The 19199-nt window shown below is 68.0% G+C and carries 17 protein-coding genes; 13 read left to right on the top strand and 4 right to left on the bottom strand.

From position 1 onward, the window contains the following. The first annotated feature begins 874 nt into the window (after positions 1–874). The 9 genes from EL272_RS15955 to EL272_RS10330 all read left to right on the top strand — a co-directional run bounded on the left by EL272_RS15955 (position 875) and on the right by EL272_RS10330 (position 11749). Entirely contained in the window at positions 875–2224 is a 1350-nt protein-coding gene (locus EL272_RS15955) for a DEAD/DEAH box helicase (protein WP_061788376.1), read from the top strand. Between the two features lie 12 nt (positions 2225–2236). Then, positions 2237–3154: a tRNA (adenosine(37)-N6)-threonylcarbamoyltransferase complex ATPase subunit type 1 TsaE gene (gene tsaE / locus EL272_RS15470; RefSeq protein WP_014847151.1), complete on the top strand. Its 918-nt coding sequence runs from the start codon at positions 2237–2239 to the stop codon at positions 3152–3154. After that, on the top strand, positions 3151–3771 hold the full coding sequence (tsaB, locus tag EL272_RS10360) for a tRNA (adenosine(37)-N6)-threonylcarbamoyltransferase complex dimerization subunit type 1 TsaB (RefSeq protein WP_061788359.1): 621 nt from the start codon (positions 3151–3153) through the stop codon (positions 3769–3771). Before tsaE ends, tsaB begins: the two co-directional genes overlap by 4 nt. Continuing rightward, positions 3768–4223, top strand: coding sequence for a GNAT family N-acetyltransferase (locus EL272_RS10355; protein WP_051015019.1), 456 nt, complete (start codon positions 3768–3770; stop codon positions 4221–4223). The genes tsaB and EL272_RS10355 overlap by 4 nt, the downstream gene beginning before the upstream one ends. Further along, positions 4220–5263, top strand: coding sequence for a tRNA (adenosine(37)-N6)-threonylcarbamoyltransferase complex transferase subunit TsaD (gene tsaD / locus EL272_RS10350; protein ID WP_014847149.1), 1044 nt, complete (start codon positions 4220–4222; stop codon positions 5261–5263). The genes EL272_RS10355 and tsaD overlap by 4 nt, the downstream gene beginning before the upstream one ends. Before the next feature lie 142 nt (positions 5264–5405). Next, positions 5406–7232, top strand: coding sequence for an ABC transporter substrate-binding protein (locus EL272_RS10345; protein ID WP_061788358.1), 1827 nt, complete (start codon positions 5406–5408; stop codon positions 7230–7232). Between the two features lie 196 nt (positions 7233–7428). Further along, a complete protein-coding gene (locus EL272_RS10340; protein ID WP_014847147.1) occupies positions 7429–8949 on the top strand; it encodes an ABC transporter permease in 1521 nt (506 codons plus the stop codon). Further along, positions 8946–9974, top strand: coding sequence for an ABC transporter permease (locus EL272_RS10335; protein ID WP_014847146.1), 1029 nt, complete (start codon positions 8946–8948; stop codon positions 9972–9974). Before EL272_RS10340 ends, EL272_RS10335 begins: the two co-directional genes overlap by 4 nt. A gap of 14 nt (positions 9975–9988) precedes the next feature. Further along, positions 9989–11749: an ABC transporter ATP-binding protein gene (locus EL272_RS10330; protein ID WP_061788357.1), complete on the top strand. Its 1761-nt coding sequence runs from the start codon at positions 9989–9991 to the stop codon at positions 11747–11749. A 43-nt stretch (positions 11750–11792) separates the two neighbouring features. On the opposite strand, the gene EL272_RS10325 is transcribed toward EL272_RS10330, so the two are convergent. Next, positions 11793–12152 carry an RNA-binding S4 domain-containing protein gene (locus tag EL272_RS10325; protein ID WP_014847144.1) on the bottom strand — a complete coding sequence of 120 codons (360 nt, stop codon included), beginning with the start codon at positions 12150–12152 and terminating at the stop codon, positions 11793–11795. Positions 12153–12452: 300 nt separating this feature from the next. Here EL272_RS10325 and EL272_RS10320 point away from each other — a divergent pair, with 300 nt between their 5' ends. The 4 genes from EL272_RS10320 (at position 12453) to groL (ending at position 16192) form a co-directional block, all read left to right on the top strand. Continuing rightward, on the top strand, positions 12453–13589 hold the full coding sequence (locus EL272_RS10320) for a THUMP-like domain-containing protein (protein WP_197720253.1): 1137 nt from the start codon (positions 12453–12455) through the stop codon (positions 13587–13589). Between the two features lie 52 nt (positions 13590–13641). Next, positions 13642–14112 (top strand): nucleotidyltransferase domain-containing protein, encoded by a 471-nt coding sequence (locus tag EL272_RS10315; RefSeq protein WP_014847142.1) that lies wholly within the window; start codon positions 13642–13644, stop codon positions 14110–14112. Positions 14113–14290: 178 nt separating this feature from the next. Further along, positions 14291–14587, top strand: coding sequence for a co-chaperone GroES (groES, locus tag EL272_RS10310; RefSeq protein ID WP_014847141.1), 297 nt, complete (start codon positions 14291–14293; stop codon positions 14585–14587). Positions 14588–14602: 15 nt separating this feature from the next. Then, positions 14603–16192, top strand: coding sequence for a chaperonin GroEL (gene groL / locus EL272_RS10305; protein ID WP_014847140.1), 1590 nt, complete (start codon positions 14603–14605; stop codon positions 16190–16192). Between the two features lie 217 nt (positions 16193–16409). Here groL and EL272_RS10300 read toward each other — a convergent pair whose 3' ends face one another. The 3 genes from EL272_RS10300 to EL272_RS10290 all read right to left on the bottom strand — a co-directional run bounded on the left by EL272_RS10300 (position 16410) and on the right by EL272_RS10290 (position 19102). Beyond that, positions 16410–17429 carry an alkaline phosphatase family protein gene (locus EL272_RS10300; protein WP_061788356.1) on the bottom strand — a complete coding sequence of 340 codons (1020 nt, stop codon included), beginning with the start codon at positions 17427–17429 and terminating at the stop codon, positions 16410–16412. Between the two features lie 111 nt (positions 17430–17540). Beyond that, positions 17541–18926 (bottom strand): family 4 glycosyl hydrolase, encoded by a 1386-nt coding sequence (locus EL272_RS10295; RefSeq protein ID WP_061788355.1) that lies wholly within the window; start codon positions 18924–18926, stop codon positions 17541–17543. After that, entirely contained in the window at positions 18923–19102 is a 180-nt protein-coding gene (locus tag EL272_RS10290) for a hypothetical protein (protein WP_061788354.1), read from the bottom strand. The genes EL272_RS10295 and EL272_RS10290 overlap by 4 nt, the downstream gene beginning before the upstream one ends. Positions 19103–19199: the final 97 nt, after the last annotated feature.

Genomic DNA, 19199 nt, shown 5'->3' with positions numbered 1-19199 from the left:
AGACCCCAGGGGATAAAGTTGCGAGTCGGCCTGACTGGCCTTTCCCGGGGGTGCTGCTGACCTTTCCCCGGGCTCCCCGACGCCGGATTCCCGGCTGTCAGCTTTGCGCCGAGTGCGCCAACGGCCGTCTTGTGTTCCGGATGTTTTCTTATGTGACGAGACGCGCCGCCGCCCGCGGGATCATCCGTCGGGCCCGAGACGAGCACCGTGAACAGGACCTGCCGTGGCCATGCCCAGGAAGAAACCCAAGTCGTTCAAGTCGGACGGCACCCCCAAGAAACGCTGGAGCGCCGCCGAGCGCGCCGCCCGCGGACACAAACCCCGCCGCTCGGGCGGGGTGCGCAACCCGGAAGCGCGCTCCGGTCGTTTCGACCGGGACGATCGCGCCCGGGACCGTGACGACCGCGGCTCGCGATACGAGGACCGTGGTTTCGGTCGCGAGGGAAACCGCGACAGGGATCGCGGTCGCCGTGATGACCGCGGCTGGCGTGATGACCGCGGGTCCGGGCAGCGGTGGGGCGGGTCCCGTTCCCGTTACGGATGGCGTGAGGACCGGGACGATTCACGGGAGCGGGGCGGAGACCGGGGAGACCGGTTCGCGCGTCGCCGCGACGACTTCCGAGGCCGCGACGGTGAGCGTCGCCGCGACGACCACGAGGGCAGAGAGAAACGGAGGCGCCGGGATCGCGACTTCGACCGGGACTTCCGTCGCGATGACCGCCCGAGGGGTTTCCGCGGTTCCCGGCGGGACCATCAGGAACATCCGTACGGTCGCCGCGACCACGAGCGTCGCGGCCACTATGATCGCCGGTCCGGCAAGGCGCGCGGCCACTTCCGGGAATCCCGCTACTTCGACCCCGTCGAACAGGATCAGATGAGCTGGGAGGCCACTACCGTCGAGGTGGAGGTCACCGATGACGACGCGACCTCCGGTTTCGCCGAACTCGGCGTGGCCGCCCCCATGGTGGCGGCCCTGAAACAGCAGGGCATCACGGAGCCATTCCCGATCCAGCGCGCCACCATCGCCGACGCCATCGCTGGCCGCGACGTGCTCGGCCGTGGCCGCACCGGCTCCGGCAAGACCCTGGCATTCGGGTTGCCGCTGCTGACCCGCCTGGCCGTCGACGAGCCCACCGGCTCCCCGCGCGCAGTGATACTGACCCCCACCCGCGAGCTGGCCCTGCAGATCGCCGACAACCTGTCCCCGCTGGCCACCGTGATGGGACTCCGCCTGCACCTGGTGGCGGGCGGCATGGCCTACGGCCCCCAGATCAAGGCCTTCGAACGGGGCGTGGACGTGGCGGTGGCCACGCCCGGCAGGCTGATCGACCTCCTGGAACAGGGGATAGCCGACCTCAGCCGGGTGGAGGTGATGGTTCTCGACGAGGCCGACCACATGAGCGATCTCGGGTTCCTGCCCGCCGTCACCACCATCCTCGACGCCGTGCCCGCGGACGGGCAGCGGCTCCTGTTCTCCGCCACTCTCGACGGCGCGGTTGACGAGCTGGTCAGACGCTACCTCGCCGATCCGGTCACCCACGAGGTGGACTCCGGCAAGGCGTCGGTGACCACCATGACCCATCACGTGCTGCACGTGGTCCCGCACCACAAGAACCAGGTCACGGCCGAGATCGCGAACCGGGAGGGCAGGACCGTGGTTTTCGCCCGCACCCAGATGGGAACCGACCGCATCGCGAGGCAGCTGCGTGAGGCCGGGGTGATGGCCGGGGCGTTGCACGGCGGTCTCACTCAGGGCGCCCGCGCCCGCATCCTCGCGGCCTTCAAACGCGGCGAGGTGCCCGTGCTGGTCGCCACCGACGTCGCCGCCCGTGGCATCCACGTCGACGACATCTCCCTGGTGCTCCAGGTGGATCCTCCCAAGACCAACAAGGACTACCTCCACCGCGCCGGACGCACTGCCCGCGCTGGTGAAGAGGGGGCTGTGGTCAGCGTCGTCCTGCCGCACCAGCGCAAACAGATGCGCCGGATCGTGGGTCAGGCCGGGGTCAGGACCGAACCGGTCGAGGTGGTCCCGGGTAGCGACGAACTCGCCGGGCTCACGGGTGCCCGTCCCTGCCTGGGTGCTCCCGTGACTGAGGCCGACTACCAGGCGCTGATCGCCCCCAGGCCCCAGCAGCGGCGCCGCCCCGGCGGAGGTCGCGGTCGCGGCCCCTGGCGGCGTGGCGATCGCCGGGATCGCGGCCACCGGGGAGAGCGGGGTTAGGATCTGCCCGTCATGACCGAGACCATCCAGGTGCGGCTGGCCAGAGCAGCAGATGCCTCCGGGATGCTGCGCGTCAGCCGGACCGCCTTCGCCGCCCGCCGCCCCGTCGACCCGCCCGCCGACGCCCTTTCCGACACCCTCGCCGACGTGGAGCGCGCCCTGGCAGAGGGGTGGGGGGTGTGCGCCCTCGACGGCGACCGCATGGTCGGCTGCCTGCTGGTCGCCCACGACGGGGAGGCCGCCAGGCTGCGCCGGGTTTCCGTGCTGCCCAGCGAGACCCGACGGGGGATCGCGAAGGCCATGATCGGAGGGGCCATATCGCTCGCGGTGGACGCGGGTCTGAAGCGGGTCGAGGTGCTGTGCCGCCGCGAGTTCCCCGAGCTCGCGGACTGGTGGGGGAAGCACGGTTTCGGCCTGCTCCGGGAGAACGCCTCCGGGATCGTGCTCGGCCGCGACCTGCCCGTGGCCGTCACCGTCCCCACCCCAGACGCGATGCACGCCCTGGGTGTGGAGCTGGCGGGTCTGCTCCGCGCGGGCGATGTGATCATCGCCACCGGAGAACTCGGGGCAGGCAAGACCACCCTGGCCCGGGGAATCGGGGAGGGGCTCGGCGTCGAGGGCCCCGTGATCTCACCCACCTTCGTGCTCTCGCGCATCCATCCCTCCCGTGGCGGCGGCCCGGACCTGGTGCACGTGGATGCCTACCGCATGGCCGGCGCCGACGAACTGGCCGACATCGACCTCGACGCCACGCTGCCCGGGTCCGTGACCCTCGTCGAATGGGGCGAGGGAATCGCCGAATGGCTCTCCGACGAGCGGTTGGAGATCGACATCGACCGCGAGATCGGCGACGAGGCCCGGCGCGTGACCCTGACCGGCACCGGTCCCCGCTGGGCCGGTGCCCTGGAAGCCCTCAGGAGGAACCCATGACCTGGATATTGGGAATCGACACCTCCCACCACGTGGCCGTCGGCCTGGCCCGCGACGGGGAGCCCGTCGTATCCGAGGTGGTGGCCGACACCCGCGCCCACGGCGAGGCCCTGACCCCGCTGATCCAGCGACTGTGCGCCTCGGCCGGGATCGCCATGACCGGGATCGACGCCTACGCCGTCGGCATGGGGCCGGGGCCGTTCACGGGGCTGCGCGTCGGGGTCGTGACCGCCCGCACCTTGGCTGCGGTGGCGGGCAGACCCCTGCACGGGGTGTGTTCCCTCGATGTGATCGCCGCCCAGTGGCAGGACGCGCCGGACGAGTTCGTGGTGGCCTCCGACGCCCGCCGCAAGGAGTTCTACTGGGCGCTCTACCACGACGGGATCCGCGTCGGCGAACCCCGGGTGAGCGCGCCCGGGGCCATCCCGGACCTGCCCGCGGCCGGCCCGGTCCTCGACGACCCGGCCGGGCCACGTCACCTGGATGCGGCGGTGCTGGCGGCACGCTGGGCCGATCTGCCGTCCGTCGACGGGGAACCCTTCTACCTGCGGGCCGCGGACGCCGCGGTGCCGAGGACCCGCAAGTCGGCGCTGCCCCGCCTCAGGGCGCCTCGATGATCATCCGCACCGCCGTGCCCGCCGACGCCCCCGCGCTGGCCCGGCTGGAGTTGGTCTTCCCGGCGCGGCAACGCTGGTCGGAGGCCTCCTGGCTGGAGGAGATCGGCGCTGACGGCCGCCTCGTGGAGGTGGCTGAGACCGCACCCGATGGCGTGATCGCCTGCGCGTCCTGGCGTCACGCGGGGAACACCACCGACCTGGACCGGATCGTCGTCGCGGGGGAACACCGCCGCCGGGGCATCGCGGGAAAGCTGCTGGGGCGCGGGATCGCCTGGGCCGCGGAGCAGGGGGCCGGAAACGTTCTGCTGGAGGTGGCCTCCGACAACACCGCGGCCATCGGGTTCTACGCCGCGAACTGGTTCGTTCCGGTGAACCGGCGCAGAAACTACTACGGACGGGGCGTCGACGCCGTGGTCATGGGGAAGAGGATGAATACGGAGGAGATTCAATGAGCGAACCGCTGATCCTGGGAATCGAGTCCTCCTGCGACGAGACGGGCGTCGGCATCGTCCGCGGCGACCAGTTGCTGGCCAACGAGGTCGCAAGCTCCGTCGACCTCCACGCGCGTTTCGGGGGAGTGGTGCCGGAGATCGCCTCCCGGGCGCACCTGTCTGCCTTCGTGCCCACCCTGCAACGCGCCGTCGCCGCGGCCGACGTGGACCTGGCCGAGGTTGACGCCATCGCTGTCACCGCCGGGCCCGGCCTGATGGGAGCCCTGCTGGTGGGGATCTCGGCCGCCAAGGCCCTCGCCGCGCATCTTGGCAAACCGTTGTACGGGGTGAACCACCTCGTCGGGCACATCGCCGTCGATCTCCTCGACCACGGTCCTCTCCCGATGCCAGCCCTGGCGTTGCTGGTCTCCGGCGGCCACACATCCCTGCTGCACGTTCGCGACCTGGCCCGTGACATCGAGGAACTGGGCTCCACCATCGATGACGCAGCAGGGGAGGCCTACGACAAGGTGGCGCGGCTGTTGGACCTGCCCTACCCGGGCGGTCCCGTCATTGATCGTGCCGCAGCCGATGGCGATCCCGCGGCCATCCGTTTCCCGCGCGGCCTGACGGCGCGCCACGACCTCGAGAAACACCGCTTCGACTTCTCCTTCTCCGGTTTGAAGACGGCGGTGGCGCGCTGGGTGGAGACCGCCCGGCTGGAGGGCCGGGAGGTTCCTGTGGGCGACGTGTGCGCCAGCTTCCAGGAGGCCGTTGCCGACGTGCTGGTGGCCAAGACCCTCGACGCCGCCCGGCAGGTCGGTGTGGGGACGATCCTGCTCGGCGGGGGAGTGGCCGCCAATTCGCGGCTGCGTGGACTGCTCGAGGAACGGGCCGCCGCTGAGGGTGTCGCGGTGCGGCGCCCGAGACCGGGGCTGTGCACCGACAACGGAGCGATGATCGCCGCCGTCGGGTTGACGGCCGTGCGCGCGGGACTGCCCCCGTCGTCGCTGGACTTCTCCGCGCTGACTGGGCTGCCCGTCAATCGGATCGTGGTCTGACGGGAACTTCCACGTATCAGATAGGTAACAATCCGTTCCACAACTGTACCCCGGGGTTTTCAGCGACTTCGGGTACTACTAAGGTCCGATGCCAACTGGTCCCGTGGTGGGACCAGGTGTCGGCTCACGACAAGGAGAAAACATGAAGTTCAGGGGAACCAAGGCGGCCCTGGCTGTGCTGGTGAGCGGAGCACTGATGCTCGGCGCCTGCACCAGCGGCGAGGATCCCGATGCCGAGAACAGCAGTCCCGGAGCAGCCGAGACCGTCGTCGGAGGCGGCGACCCCTGCATTCGCGACGCGGGCATCAAGGAAACCTCCGACGGGCAGGTGGTCTACAGCCCCGGTCCCGGCAACTGGAGCGGGTACAACAACGTAACCAACGCCACCTACTCCACCTACAACTCGGTGGTCGCCGACCAGATGTTCGGCAATTTCTGGTACTTCGGGACCGACGGCACCGTCTGCGAGGACAAGGAATTCGGAACCTCCGAGGTGGTGAGCCAGGATCCGCTCGAGGTGAAGTACACCATCGCCGACAACGCGAAGTGGTCCGACGGCACCCCGATCACCATCAACGACTACCTGCTGGACTGGGCGGCCCAGAACCCCGAGTTCCTGGTCCCTGGCCTGGCGAGCGGCCAGAACAAGGACGCGGAAGCCGTGTTCAACCACGTCTCCACGACCTTCTCCGAGCATGTCCCCGAGGGGCCGCAGGGCGAGGCGGGTTCCAAGACATTCACCATCAAGTTCAAGGGGCAGTACCCGGACTACAAGGCAGTTCTGTCCGGCCCCCTTCCTGCGCACATCGTGGCCAAGCAGTCCGGGCTGGAGCCGGATGCCCTGGCAACGGCCATCCTGAACCGTGACGCGGAGACCGTGAAAAAGGCGGCCAAGTTCTGGAACGAGGGATGGATCTTCCAGCCCGGTCAGCTTCCCGACGCCTCCCTCATTCCGTCCTCGAACCGCTACCAGCTGAAGCAGGGTGGCTGGAAGGACACCACCCTCACCCTTGAGGCGAACCCGAACTACTGGGGTACCCCGGCCGGAACCAAGAACCTGGTGTTCTCCTACGTGGCCGACAACCAGATGTCCCAGTCGCTGCAGAACGGCGATCTGGATGTGATTCGTCCGCAGGCTACCGTCGACACCGTCAAGCGGCTGCAGGGGATCGGTTCTTCCGTCCAGGTGGCGACCACCTCGGAGATGACCTGGGAACACCTGGACTTCAACTTCCGTGACAGCAACGTCTTCTCCGACGCCCAGGGTGGCAAGAAGCTGCGTGAGGCCTTCGCGCGCTGCGTGCCGCGCCAGACCATCCTCGATCGGCTCGTCAAGCCGATCAAAGAGGACGCGCAGCTGTTGAATGCCCGCGAGGTCCTGCCCTTCCAGAAGAACTACCAGGAGGTCACCTCCAAGTCCTACGACGGCAGCTACGACCAGGTCGACATCGAGAAGGCCAAGCAGCTGGTCGCGGAGAGTGGCATTCAGACCCCGATCAAGGTGCGCATCGGCTACAAGGCGGGCAACCAGCGGCGCACGGAAACCGTCGCGGCCATCCAGTCCTCCTGCAAGGACGCCGGTTTCGAAGTTGTGGATGCAGCCGCCCAGGACTTCTTCGAGAACGCGGTAGTCAAGGGTGACTATGAGGTTGCGCTGTACGCCTGGGCCGGTTCCGGGCTCATCACCACTGGCCAGAACATCCAGGCGACCGGCAGGCCCCAGAACTACGGCAAGTACTCCAACCCCAAGGTCGACGAGGCCTGGAACAAGCTGACCAACACCCTCGATGCCAAGGAGCAGGTGGAACAGACCACGGTAATCGAGAAGGAGCTGTGGGACACGCTGTTCAACATCCCGCTCTACTCCCACCCCGGGGTGGTGGCGTGGAACTCCAAGGTGCGCAACGTGAGGGTCACCGCGGCCCAGTCCACGGTGTCCTGGAACGCCTTCCAGTGGCAGATGCGTTGATGCAGAACTGATCTGCCCCGAGCCCAAACCGAGGGGGTGGATGGCCACGGCCATCCACCCCCTCGGCCGTTGAAGGGGGACCGAGTGTTCCAAAACCTGGACCACGACTGGCGCGGGGTTGCCTGAAAGTGCTCTATTATCTGGCGCTATGGGTCAGCCAGGCGTTGGCCCGGCAGCCTCCTGAAAAGGAACTCTCGTGATCAAGTACATTGCCAAACGCTTGGGAATCTCGCTGTTGGTTCTCCTGCTGGGCTCCTTGTTGATGTTCATCCTGGTGATCAACGCCGGCGATCCGCTGGCGAACCTGCGTGAATCGAACTCGCCCAACAGGGACAACCTGATTCGTCAGCGCACTCTCCTCCTGGGGCTCGACAAGCCCTGGTACGAGCGTTACCTGAACTGGCTCGGAGGAGCCGCCAAGTGCCTGTACGGACAGTGTGACCTGGGCACCGCGTCGAACGGCCAATCCGTCAACGCCCTGATCGCGTCGGCTGCCGGGGTCTCGATCCGGTTGGTGATCCTGGCCACGTGCCTGGCCATCGTCACCGGTGTCATCCTGGGTATCCTGACCGCGATCCGGCAGTACAGCGGATTCGACTACGCCATCACGATGATGGCCTTCGTGTTCTTCTCCCTTCCGGTGTTCTGGTTCGCGGTGTTGCTGAAGCAGTACGCCGCCATCGAGTTCAACAACTGGATAGAGAAGGCCCGCTTCACACCGTTGGCGATAGTGGTGACAGCCCTGGTGCTCGCCTTCATCGTCGCGGCGATCGTCGGCGGCCCGTGGAAGCGGCGCCTGATCACCTTCGGGGCTCTGGCCGTGAGCTTCGCCGGGATCATGATCTACTTCGACGCGGTGCGCTGGTTCCGCCGCCCCGCGGTCGGCATCCCGGTCTACATCCTGTTGGTGATCGGCATCGGTGCCCTGATGATCGTGCTCACCAGCGGTTTCGAGAACAAGAAGGTGCGAAACGCGGTGGGAGCCACCGCCTTGGTGAGTATCGTCGGCTATTCCGTGCTGCGTGGGGTCCTGATGAAGACCCCCTCCATTCCGCTGCTGCTCGGCCTGCTGGCCGTCGCCATCGGGGTCGGGATCGTGGCGGGTCAACTGCTGGGAGGTTTCTCCAAGCGCCAGGCCAGTTTCGCCTCGGCGATCACGGGTCTGCTCGCCTCCTTGGCGGCGCTGGTCGATCTCCTGCTCAGCAACTGGGCGGCCTACCTGGCCAAGGTGAGTCGCCCGATCTCGACCATCGGCGCGTCCACGCCGAACCTGGAAACCACGTGGTGGGGTGAGACGATTGACGGCCTCACCCACCTGCTGCTGCCCACCATCGCCCTGACCCTGATCTCGATCGCCTCCTACACCCGTTACACGCGGGCCTCGATGCTGGAGGTCCTGAACCAGGACTACATCCGCACCGCGCGTTCCAAGGGTGTTTCCGAACGCAAGGTCATCACCCGGCACGCGCTGCGCAACGCCCTGATCCCGCTCGCCACCATCGTGGCCTTCGACTTCGCCAACCTCATCGGCGGCGCCGTCATCACGGAGACGGTGTTCGCCTGGCAGGGCATGGGCACCCTGTTCAAGGATGGTCTGCTGGAAGCCGATCCGATGCGGGTGATGGGCTTCTTCCTGGTCACCGGAACGGCCGCCGTGGTGATGAACATGCTGGCCGATCTCGCCTATGCCTTCCTCGACCCGAGGATCTCCCGATGAGCGCCAAAGAATCCGAGGAAAAAATGTCCGATCAGACCACGTCCGAGCAGACCAACCCGGAGCAGAACGCCCCGGAACCGGCCAACTACGACCTCGACGAGGACCTAGACAAAGCGGGAGGCAAGTCCTATTCGCAGGGCTCGCTGGTGTGGCGTCGCTTCCTGCACCACAAGGGAGCGATGGTCGCCAGCGCTATCCTGATCCTGGTGATCCTGCTGGCCTTCACCTCCACGGGTGTGGGTTCCCTGCCCGGATGGTGGCCGAAGAACCACGTCGACCTCTACGCCTTCCCCCAGGGCAGCCCCAACGGAGAACCCACCCTGCGGTTCTGGCCGTTCGCCTTGGGCGAGCATCCCTTTGGGCAGGACACCATCGGCAAGGACTACTTCGCCCTGGTGATGCAGGGCACCCAGAAATCCGTGATCATCGCCTTCATGGTCGGTCTGATCGCCACCATGATCGGAACCCTCATCGGCGGTGCGGCCGGTTATTTCCGGGGCCGCATCGAGTCCATCCTGATGCGGGCCACCGACCTGGTGATCATCATTCCGCTGCTGGTGCTGGCCGCGGTGCTGGGACGCATGGTCGACGGGGCCAACATCTACGTCCTCGCCGGGGTACTGGGTGTCGTGGTGTGGACCGGCATGGCACGCCTGGTGCGCGGCGAGGTGCTCTCGCTTCGCGAACGCGAGTTCGTGCACGCCGCCAAGGCCATCGGCACCTCGAACTGGCGCATCATCTTCCGGCACATCCTGCCGAACTGCATTGGCACCATCGTGGTGAACTCGACGCTGCTGATCGCCTCGGCCATCCTGCTGGAGACGGCGCTGTCCTACCTGGGATTCGGTGTGCGGGCCCCGGAATCGTCGCTGGGTCTGCTGATCTCCCAGAACCAGGAGGCCATGGACACCCGGCCCTGGCTGTTCTGGTGGCCGGGCCTGTTCATCCTGACCATCGCCCTGTGCGTCAACTTCATCGGCGACGGCCTGCGTGACGCCTTCGACCCGCGGCAGCAGATGGATTGAGGGGAAAGAAACAAATGAGCACTGAAGTGAACGAGACAATCCCCCCCACCCAGGAAACCGAATCGGTGCTCCAGTTCCAGGAACTGGATGTCAACTTCCGCACCGAGTTCGGGCGGGTCCACGCCGTCAAGGGCGTCTCCTTGGCGGTCAGGCCGGGCGAGGTGGTCGCCCTGGTGGGTGAATCCGGTTCCGGCAAGTCGGTCACCGCGACCACGGCCCTCGGACTGCTGCCGAAGACCGCCCGTATCACGGGGGAGACGATGGTGGCCGACAAGACCATCTCGAAACTCACCCCCCGGCAGCTGCGTGGCCTGCGTGGCAACCGCGTGGCCATGGTCTTCCAGGAACCGATGACCGCCCTCAACCCGGTCATCAAGATCGGTGAACAACTCACCGAATCAATGGAGGTGCACAACGTCGCCCACGGCGCGGAGGCGTGGCAGAAGGCCATCGACCTGCTCAACGCCGTCGGCATCCCGAACGCGGAACGACGCGTCAAGCAGTACCCCCACGAGCTGTCGGGCGGCATGCGGCAGCGCGTGGTGATCGCCATGGCGCTGGCCTGCGATCCCGAGGTGATCATCGCCGACGAACCCACCACGGCCCTCGACGTCACCGTGCAGGCCGACATCCTGGACCTGCTGCGGTCGCTGAAGGAGAAACTGAACACCGGAATCCTGCTCATCACCCACAACATGGGGGTGGTGGCCGACATGGCGGACCGGGTCGCGGTGATGTTCAAAGGCAACATCGTGGAGCGCGGCACCGTGGAGGAGGTGCTGCTCAAACCGCAGCACCCCTACACCAAGAAACTACTGGCCGCGGTTCCCCACCTCGGGGAGGGGCACGGCCAGTTCGGCTCCGCCCCGCGCGAGGTACCCGGGGACGCCGAATCGGCCCTCGAGGTCAACGAACTGGTGGTGGAGTACAAACGTGCGGGCCGCAAGCCGTTCCGGGCCGTCGACGGCGTCACCTTCGACGTGAAACGCGGCGAGATCGTCGGCCTGGTGGGCGAGTCGGGTTCCGGCAAGTCGACCATCGGCCGGGCCCTGCTGGGGTTGATCCCATCGGCCGGGGGAAACGTTAAGGTGCTCGGCCAGGAACTGGTCCAGGGACACGGCCGCAGGAAGGTTTCGCAGGGCAAGAGCCTGAAGGGCCTGCGGCGCCGCGTCGGGGTGATCTTCCAGGACCCTGCGGCCTCCCTCAACCCGCGGCTGCCCGTCGGCGACGTCATCTCCGAACCCCTGGAGGTGCACAGGATCGGGAACAAGGCGTCGCGGCAGAAGCGGGTCTATGAACTGCTGGAGGCCGTCGAACTCCCGAGAAGCGCCTTCAACCGCTACCCGCACGAGCTGTCCGGCGGTCAGCGGCAGCGCGTCTCGATTGCCCGTGCTCTTTCGTTGAGCCCGGATCTGCTGGTCGCCGACGAACCCACCTCGGCTCTCGACGTTTCGGTGCAGGCCCAGGTGCTGGGAATGCTGACCGATCTGCAGCGGGACTTCGGGTTCGCGTGCCTGTTCATCAGCCATGACCTGGCCGTGATCGACTCGCTCGCGCACCGCGTCGTCGTGATGCAGTACGGCAAGATCGTCGAGAAGGGGGATCGGCAGCGGGTGCTGCTCGACCCGCAGGAGGAGTACACCAAGCGTCTCCTGGCGGCTGCGCCCGTTCCGGACCCTATCGAGCAGCGCAGGCGCCGCGAGGAACGCCACCGCCTGCTGAAGGCGCTGGGCGACGAGATCGCGGAACTCGACACCCGCGAACTGGACCAGTAGGGGTTTCCGGCCCGGGCCGGTCGGGTCGGGGAAACCGAAACCTTCAATCCCCCGATCCCATCAGCCTGTCGATGGCCCTGCGGTCCTTCTTCGTCGGGCGACCGGCGCCCCGGTCGCGCTTGGCAACCGGGACGTTGAGGAACGCGGGGCGTTCGGGGGAGCGGTCGACGTAGGCCTTCCGTGCGATGGGCGCACCGACGCGTTTGTTCAGCAACTCCACCACCTCGAACTCCCGCGTCCAGCCGGGCTCCTTCACGGTGACCCGATCCCCGGGCCTGACCGCGTGCGCCGGTTTGACGGGGTCACCGTTGAGCCGGACGTGCCCTCCGGTGACTGCCTTCGTCGCCAGCGAACGGGTCTTGAAAAGCCGGACGCTCCACAACCACACGTCGATTCGGGTCATGCGGAGATTCTAGGAGGCTCACGGATGAGCACCGGACGGCAGGTTTCCCGCGAACCGGGTGGTTCCGACACGGCCGGTTCAACCGGCTTTGGAAGGGTAAAGCTGGTTGAGCCGGGCCGCGACGAAGGAACGGCCCGTGTCGAAACCACTCCGGTGATTGAGCGACAGACCCGGCCACGGAGACCTTGGTTTCGACTCGGCTGGCTCGCTGACGCTCGCAAGCCGGCTCAATCAACTTCGGGGAGGATGCTCGCAGGCCGGCTCAGCCGGCTTCCGGTGGGGACCCCCTAGGCTGCGTGTGTGGACATTCTGAGCGACGACGGCGCCCTGGCCCTGGAGATGGCGGCCGCGGAGGCCGATCCGGATTCGCTCGGTGCCGCAGAGCGGATGCGGCGGTGTTTCCCACCGGAGCTGGCCGCCGCCGCCCTGACCCAGGTGGCCCTGCGGCGACGGGCCCGGGAAAAACTGCCCATGGCGGACCGGATGTTCTTCACCCCCGACGGGCTGGAGCAGGCGACCCGCTGGGTGGTGGCCCGGTGGCGTGCCGCGCGGTTCGTCGAGGCCGGTGTCAGCGATGTGTGGGACCTGGGATGCGGGATCGGGGTCGACGCGATGGCCTTCGCGGAGGCGGGCCTCGGGGTTCACGCCGTCGAATCGGACCCCGCTACCGCCGTCCTCGCCCGGGCCAACCTGGCTCTGGCCGGGGGTGGGGAGGTGACGGTGGGGCGCGCCGAGGATGCCCGGGTTCCCGAGGGCTGCGGGATTTTCCTCGACCCGGCCCGCCGCACCGCGCGGGGCCGGACCTGGGATGTCGCCGACCTCACTCCGCCCTGGTCGCTGGTGGAGGACCACCTGCGGGGGCAGCGGGTGGTTTTCGTCAAACTCGGCCCCGGGCTGCCGAAACAACTCATCCCGGAAGGCGTCGGAGCGGCCTGGGTGTCGGTGGGGGGTGACGTGGTCGAGCTGATGCTGAGCAACGCCTCGGATCCCGGCCCCCGGGCGGTCGTGTTCCCCAGGTCAGAGCCCGAACCCCACGTCCTGACCGGGGGCGCCGCCCCGCTGCCCGTCGCCCCGCCCGGGAGGTTCATCCACGAACCCGACAACGCGGTAATCCGCGCCGGCCTCGTGGCCGAATCCGCGCCCGGCGGCTGGCTGCTGGCCCCCGGGGTGGCCTATGTCTCCTCCGATTCCCCGATCGGCGGACCCTTCGTCACCTCCTACCGGGTGATCGACGTGCTCGACCACGACGTCACCACCCTCAGGCGGTGGGTCAAACAGCACCGGATCGGACGGCTGGAGATCAAGCGGCGCGCCATCGACGTCGACCCCGCCGTTCTGCGGAAACAACTGAAACCGAGGGGCGATGGGTCGGCGACCCTGCTGCTGGCCCGGACCGTCGCCGGAGCCAGGGCCTTCGTGGTCGAACGGGTGGGCTGACCTGCTCACCGACGCCTGTGGTGCCAGATATAGCAATTGCTATAATTGCGTCATGAAGGAGTCGTTGGCCGAGATCGCCGCATCGTCCGATGCCGCGATGGCCAAGGCCCGTATGAAACTCGTCGCCGGGGTCCGGGAAGCCGCCCGGGCCGGGATGACCCAGACCGAGATCGCCGCGCAGATCGGCAGAAGCCAACCGGAGGTGTCGCGGTTGCTCCGATTCCATGGCACGACACCGCTGGCGCTTCGTCTTCGAAAGGCGAGTGGCCAGATTCGGCGGCTGATCCATGATGCCGGGGGGAAGCGTGTTCGGGTTTTCGGATCAGTGGCAACAGGGACGGAGAAAGCGGACTCGGACGTGGACCTGCTGTTCGAGATGAAGCGGCCGCTGGGACTTCTCGCTCTCGGGCGCCTGGAGGCGCGCATCGCCGAACTCGTAGACGCTGAGGTGGATCTGGTTCCTGAGAGCACGCTGCGCCATGACCTCAGGCAGCGGGTGCTGGACGAGGCGGTCCCGCTGTGAGGCGTCCGGATCCGACACTTTCTTGGCACTCGGCTTGATTGAGTGCTAACGGGGGTATAGCCTTTTTCTGGCACTCGGTAGGCCCGGGTGCCAACCCGGGTGGCACCCGCGACGACGCCCGGACCGGACACCGAACTGAATCCGGCTCTCGCCGGACAACTACAGAAAGGGGTTTGTCGTGGCAACCACGATCAAGCCGCTCGAGGACCGCGTCCTCGTCCAGCCGCTCGAGGCCGAGCAGACCACCGCTTCCGGGCTGGTCATCCCCGACACCGCCAAGGAGAAGCCGCAGGAGGGCCGCGTCGTTGCCACCGGTCCCGGCCGCATCGACGACAAGGGCAACCGCGTCCCGCTCGACGTCGCCGAGGGCGATGTCGTCATCTTCAGCAAGTACGGGGGCACCGAGGTCAAGTACGACGGCTCCGAGTACCTGCTGCTCAACGCCCGCGACATCCTCGCCGTCGTCTCCCGCTGAATCGAGGCGTGACTCATGGCAAAGACTCTGCAGTTCGACGAGGAGGCGCGGCGTTCGCTTGAGCGCGGCGTCGACACCCTCGCCAACACCGTCAAGGTGACCCTCGGTCCCAAGGGCCGCTACGTCGTGCTCGACAAGAAGTGGGGCGCCCCCACCATCACCAACGACGGCGTGACCGTCGCCAAGGAGGTCGAGCTCGAGGATCCCTACGAGGATCTCGGCGCCCAGCTCGCCAAGGAGGTCGCCACCAAGACCAACGACGTCGCCGGCGACGGCACCACCACCGCCACCGTGCTGGCCCAGGCGCTGGTCCACGAGGGTCTGCGCGCCGTGGCCTCCGGGTCGAACCCCGTCGGGTTGAAGCGCGGCATCGACAAGGCCGTTGAGGCCGTCGTCGAGCGGCTCCACGAGAACTCCCGTTCCGTCGACACCACCGCCGACATGGCCAACGTCGCCACCATCTCCTCGCGTGACGAGCAGATCGGTGAGCTGATCGCCGAGGCCTTCGACAAGGTCGGCAAGGACGGCGTCATCACCGTCGACGAGTCCCAGACCTTCGGCACCGAGCTGGAGTTCACCGAGGGCATGCAGTTCGACAAGGGCTACCTCTCGCCGTACTTCGTCACGGACGCCGACCGCATGGAGGCCGTCCTGGAGGATCCCTACATCCTCATAAACTCCGGCAAGATCTCCTCCATGAACGACCTGCTCCCGCTGCTGGAGAAGGTCATCGCCGCCAAGGGCACCCTGTTCGTGGTGGCGGAGGATGTCGACGGCGAGGCCCTGTCCACGCTGGTGGTCAACAAGATCCGCGGCACCTTCACCTCCGTGGCCGTCAAGGCCCCCGCCTTCGGTGACCGCCGCAAGGCCATGCTCGAGGACATCGCCATCCTCACCGGCGGCCAGGTCGTCGCCCCCGAGGTGGGTCTCAAACTGGACCAGGTCGGCCTCGAGGTGCTCGGCCGCGCCCGCCGCATCGTCGTCACCAAGGACAACACCACCATCGTCGACGGCGCTGGCGAGCAGTCCGAGGTTGCGGCCCGCGTCGCCCAGCTGCGTGCCGAGATTGAACGCACCGACTCCGACTGGGATCGCGAGAAGCTCCAGGAGCGCGTCGCGAAGCTGGCCGGTGGTGTGTGCGTCATCAAGGTCGGTGCCGCCACCGAGGTGGAGCTGAAGGAGAAGAAGCACCGCATCGAGGACGCCGTCTCGGCCACCCGCGCGGCCATCGAGGAGGGCATCGTCGCCGGTGGCGGCTCGGCCCTCATCCACGCCGCCAAGGTGCTCGACGGCGACTTGGGCCTGGCCGGCGACGAGCGCGTCGGTGTGGCCATCGTCCGCAAGTCGGTGGTGGAGCCGCTGCGTTGGATCGCCGAGAACGGCGGCGAGGCGGGCTACGTCATCACCTCCAAGGTCGCCGACCTGGAGCCGGGGCACGGCTACAACGCCCGCACCGGTGCCTACGAGAACCTCATCGAGGCCGGCGTCATCGATCCGGTGAAGGTCACCCGCTCCGCGCTGGCCAACGCCGCCTCCATCGCCTCCCTGCTGCTCACCACCGAAACCCTCGTGGTGGAGAAGAAGGAAGACGAAGAGGACAAGTGAGCTGACTCACCCTACGGGCCCCGGAACCGCAAGGTTCCGGGGCCTTTTCGTGGCCTCCGGCGCCAGTTCGCAGAACATTGCGTTCGCCCGGGAGAGCCCAGGGGTGGGCGGAACGGCGACGGATCGTCGGTGCCGACGTCCTCGTGCATCCACGCCGACCGCATCCGGCACCCGCTCCTTTACCGCGGTGAGCAGCCGCCCGGGCAGCACCCGCCGGTCACCACTCGAAGGGCGGGTTCCCGGTCGGGCCCACCGAGGGGATGTCGACGGCGAGCCCCACCTCGTGTTCCGGATGCCACGAGCCGCCGGTCACGCCCAGCAGCTCCAGCAGCAGTGGTGTCACCTCGTGGCTGTACAGGGCCTTGGGCAGCCCGTCCGCCAGGAGACGAGCCGGCAGTTTCACCGGGGCGTCGAAGGCGTGCAGGATCAGGAACGAGCGCCGAACGTCGATCTCGTCCCCACCGTGCCCGCCCTCCGGGTTGTGCCCGTGGTCGGTGGTCACCGCCACCAGCCACCGTTCCCCGAGTGCTTCGTGGCGTTCGGCCACGGCCTTGACGAGGGCGCGGACGTGCTCGTCCACCTCCCCGATGGCGTTGCGATATCCGGGGGAGGCTGCGCCGTGCCGGTGCCCGGCCTCGTCGACCCCCTCGAAGTAGACGAACGCCGCATCCGGGCCCTCGTGGTTGAGCACCTGGCAGGCGTGGCTGCGCACCTCGATGTCGGCGCTGACGCAGCCGCGGGTGAAGTCGTGGGGGACGAACAGCTTGTGTTGTCCGGTGCGTTGCTGGTCGATGCGGCGCTGGATCACAGGTCCGAAGCTTCCGAGCAGCGCTTCCCACGTGGCCGCGGCGTAGGTGCGGGCCCTCGGGTCGGCGAAGAATATCCGGGACAGCACGTCGGGGCATTCCGCCAGCCTGTGCCCGACGAACTCGTTCCGCCACACGTTGTTCTGCTCGTGGGTGGTGCCTGTCAGCAGGTTGGACCAGCCCGGCCCGGAGTCGGTGGGTGGGGTCATCCACACCGGTGCGATCACTCCGCCCGCGACGAGCCGGGCCAGTGTCGGCGCGGCGGGGGATGTGGTGGGTGGCATCTCGGGGCGATCCGCGGGTGCGGGTTCCGCGGCGAACCGCGGGTCGCCCGGGTGGTGGGGTTCGGCGAACGCCGGATTCCTGGGGATCACCGAGGGCACGGCGACGTCGATCCGTACCCCGTCCAGGCCGATCAGCAGCAGTTTCATGTTTCTCCTTCAGCGGGTGTGGTGCGCGGGGTCAGGATCGTGAACGCGGTCGGGGCGATCGGGGCCCCGACGCGTTCCGGGATCACGGAGCCGAAGTGGCGCATGCCGGCCTTAGGACAGGTAACCGAGCTCCGGGAACTCCGCCCGGGCGCGGTCCAGCAGTTCCCGGGCCACACCCACACCGTCGATCAGCGGGTGGTGGGCGAAGGCCGCGACGGCCAGATCCAGGCTGCCCTCCAGGGCGGCCCGGATGGTGGTGCGTTCCGCGTACTTGACCGACTGCACCAACCCGATGGCGTGTTCCGGCAGCGGCGAGACGGGCAGCGGCGCCGGCCCGGCGGCGCCGATCCGGCAGGGTGCCTCGATCACGGCGTCGCGGGGCAGTTGTGGCAGCCGGTCGCCGTTGCGGAGGTTGACGATCAGGTCGGTGGTCTCGTCGAAGGCGATCGCCTTCATCACCGCCAGCGCCACCCGGTCGTAGCCACCGGAGGCGAGGTCCGCCGCGTCGCGTTCCACGCCGCCCGCGGCCAACCGGTTGGAGGCCATGTAGGTTTCCTCGCGGCGCAACCGGGTGGCCTCCCAAAGCGCGTACGCCTCCGGGCCGGGCAGGGTGGCGGCGCGGGCGTAGAAGTCGCGTTGCTGGGCGGCCAGGAACACCCCCCGGGTGGCCTCCACGGCTTCGTCGGCCCTTCGGGTCTCGCGGGCGAAGTAGTAGTAGTGCAGGTATTCGTTCGGCACCGACCCGAGCTGCCGCAGCCACCCGGCGCCGAACAGACGGCCCTCCTCGAAGGATTCGATCAGGTCGGGGCGTTCCAGCAGCAGCGGCAGCACGTCGTCGCCGTCCACCAGCAGCCGCTGCAACCAGCCCAGGTGGTTGAGTCCGACGTAGTCGAGCCGGACCCGGTCGTCGCCTGCGATCACCCGGGAGGCGGTTCCCGTGGCCACCAGCCCCGCGCCCTCCAGGGTGTCGAGTACTCGCCGGGCCAGGCCGACGGGGGAGTCGCAGATCCCGATCACCCGGTCACCCAGGATCCGGGAGCTCACCTCTGTGATGATCCCGGCCGGGTTGGTGAAGTTGATCAGATGGGCCCCGGGGGCCAGCCGGGCGATCGTCTCGGCGATCCGGACGGCGGTGGGGATGCCGCGCAGCGCGTAGTCCAAGCCACCGAAACCGGTGGTCTCCTGCCCGAGGACCCCGCAGCAGTGGGCGATGGTCTCCTCGGTGGCGCGCCCCTCGGTGCCCCCGACCCGGATGGCGCTGAAGACGAAATCGGTTCCGGCCACGGCCTCTTCCAGGTTCTGCGCCACCCGCACCTCGGGGGCTCTCGGATGACCCTGTGCCATCGCCTGCAGGATGGAACGGATCACGGCCAGGCGTCCCGCGTCGGTGTCCCAGAGCCTCAGCTCGGTGACCCGGCGGTCGCTCTGGTCGGCCAGCAGGGTGCGGAACATCAACGGAACGCGGAAACCTCCGCCGCCCAGAAGGGTCAGTTTCATGGGTGCAGCACCTCCGTCGGCAGGGTGGGGAACGAAGCGGGCAGGGAACGGTCGGTGACCAGCAGGTCCACGCCGGCCATGTCGATCCGGAGGTTGGTGATCTCGGTGGTCGTGCTGGCCACCCGGTGTTCGCGCAGCTGCTCCGGGAGGGTGCGCTGACGGGCCTTCTTGGTCACGGCACAAACCTACGCCACCCCGGCCAACTCGCTCCCCGGGTGGTGTTCCCGCGGTTCCGGACCGCCCACGGCGCCGGCTACGGAATGACGATGATGG

The sequence above is a fragment of the Arachnia propionica genome, from assembly GCF_900637725.1.
GTDB lineage: Bacteria > Actinomycetota > Actinomycetes > Propionibacteriales > Propionibacteriaceae > Arachnia > Arachnia propionica.
Note: the sequence above shows the minus strand (reverse complement) of the source record. Positions and strands in the feature narration are given on the sequence as shown.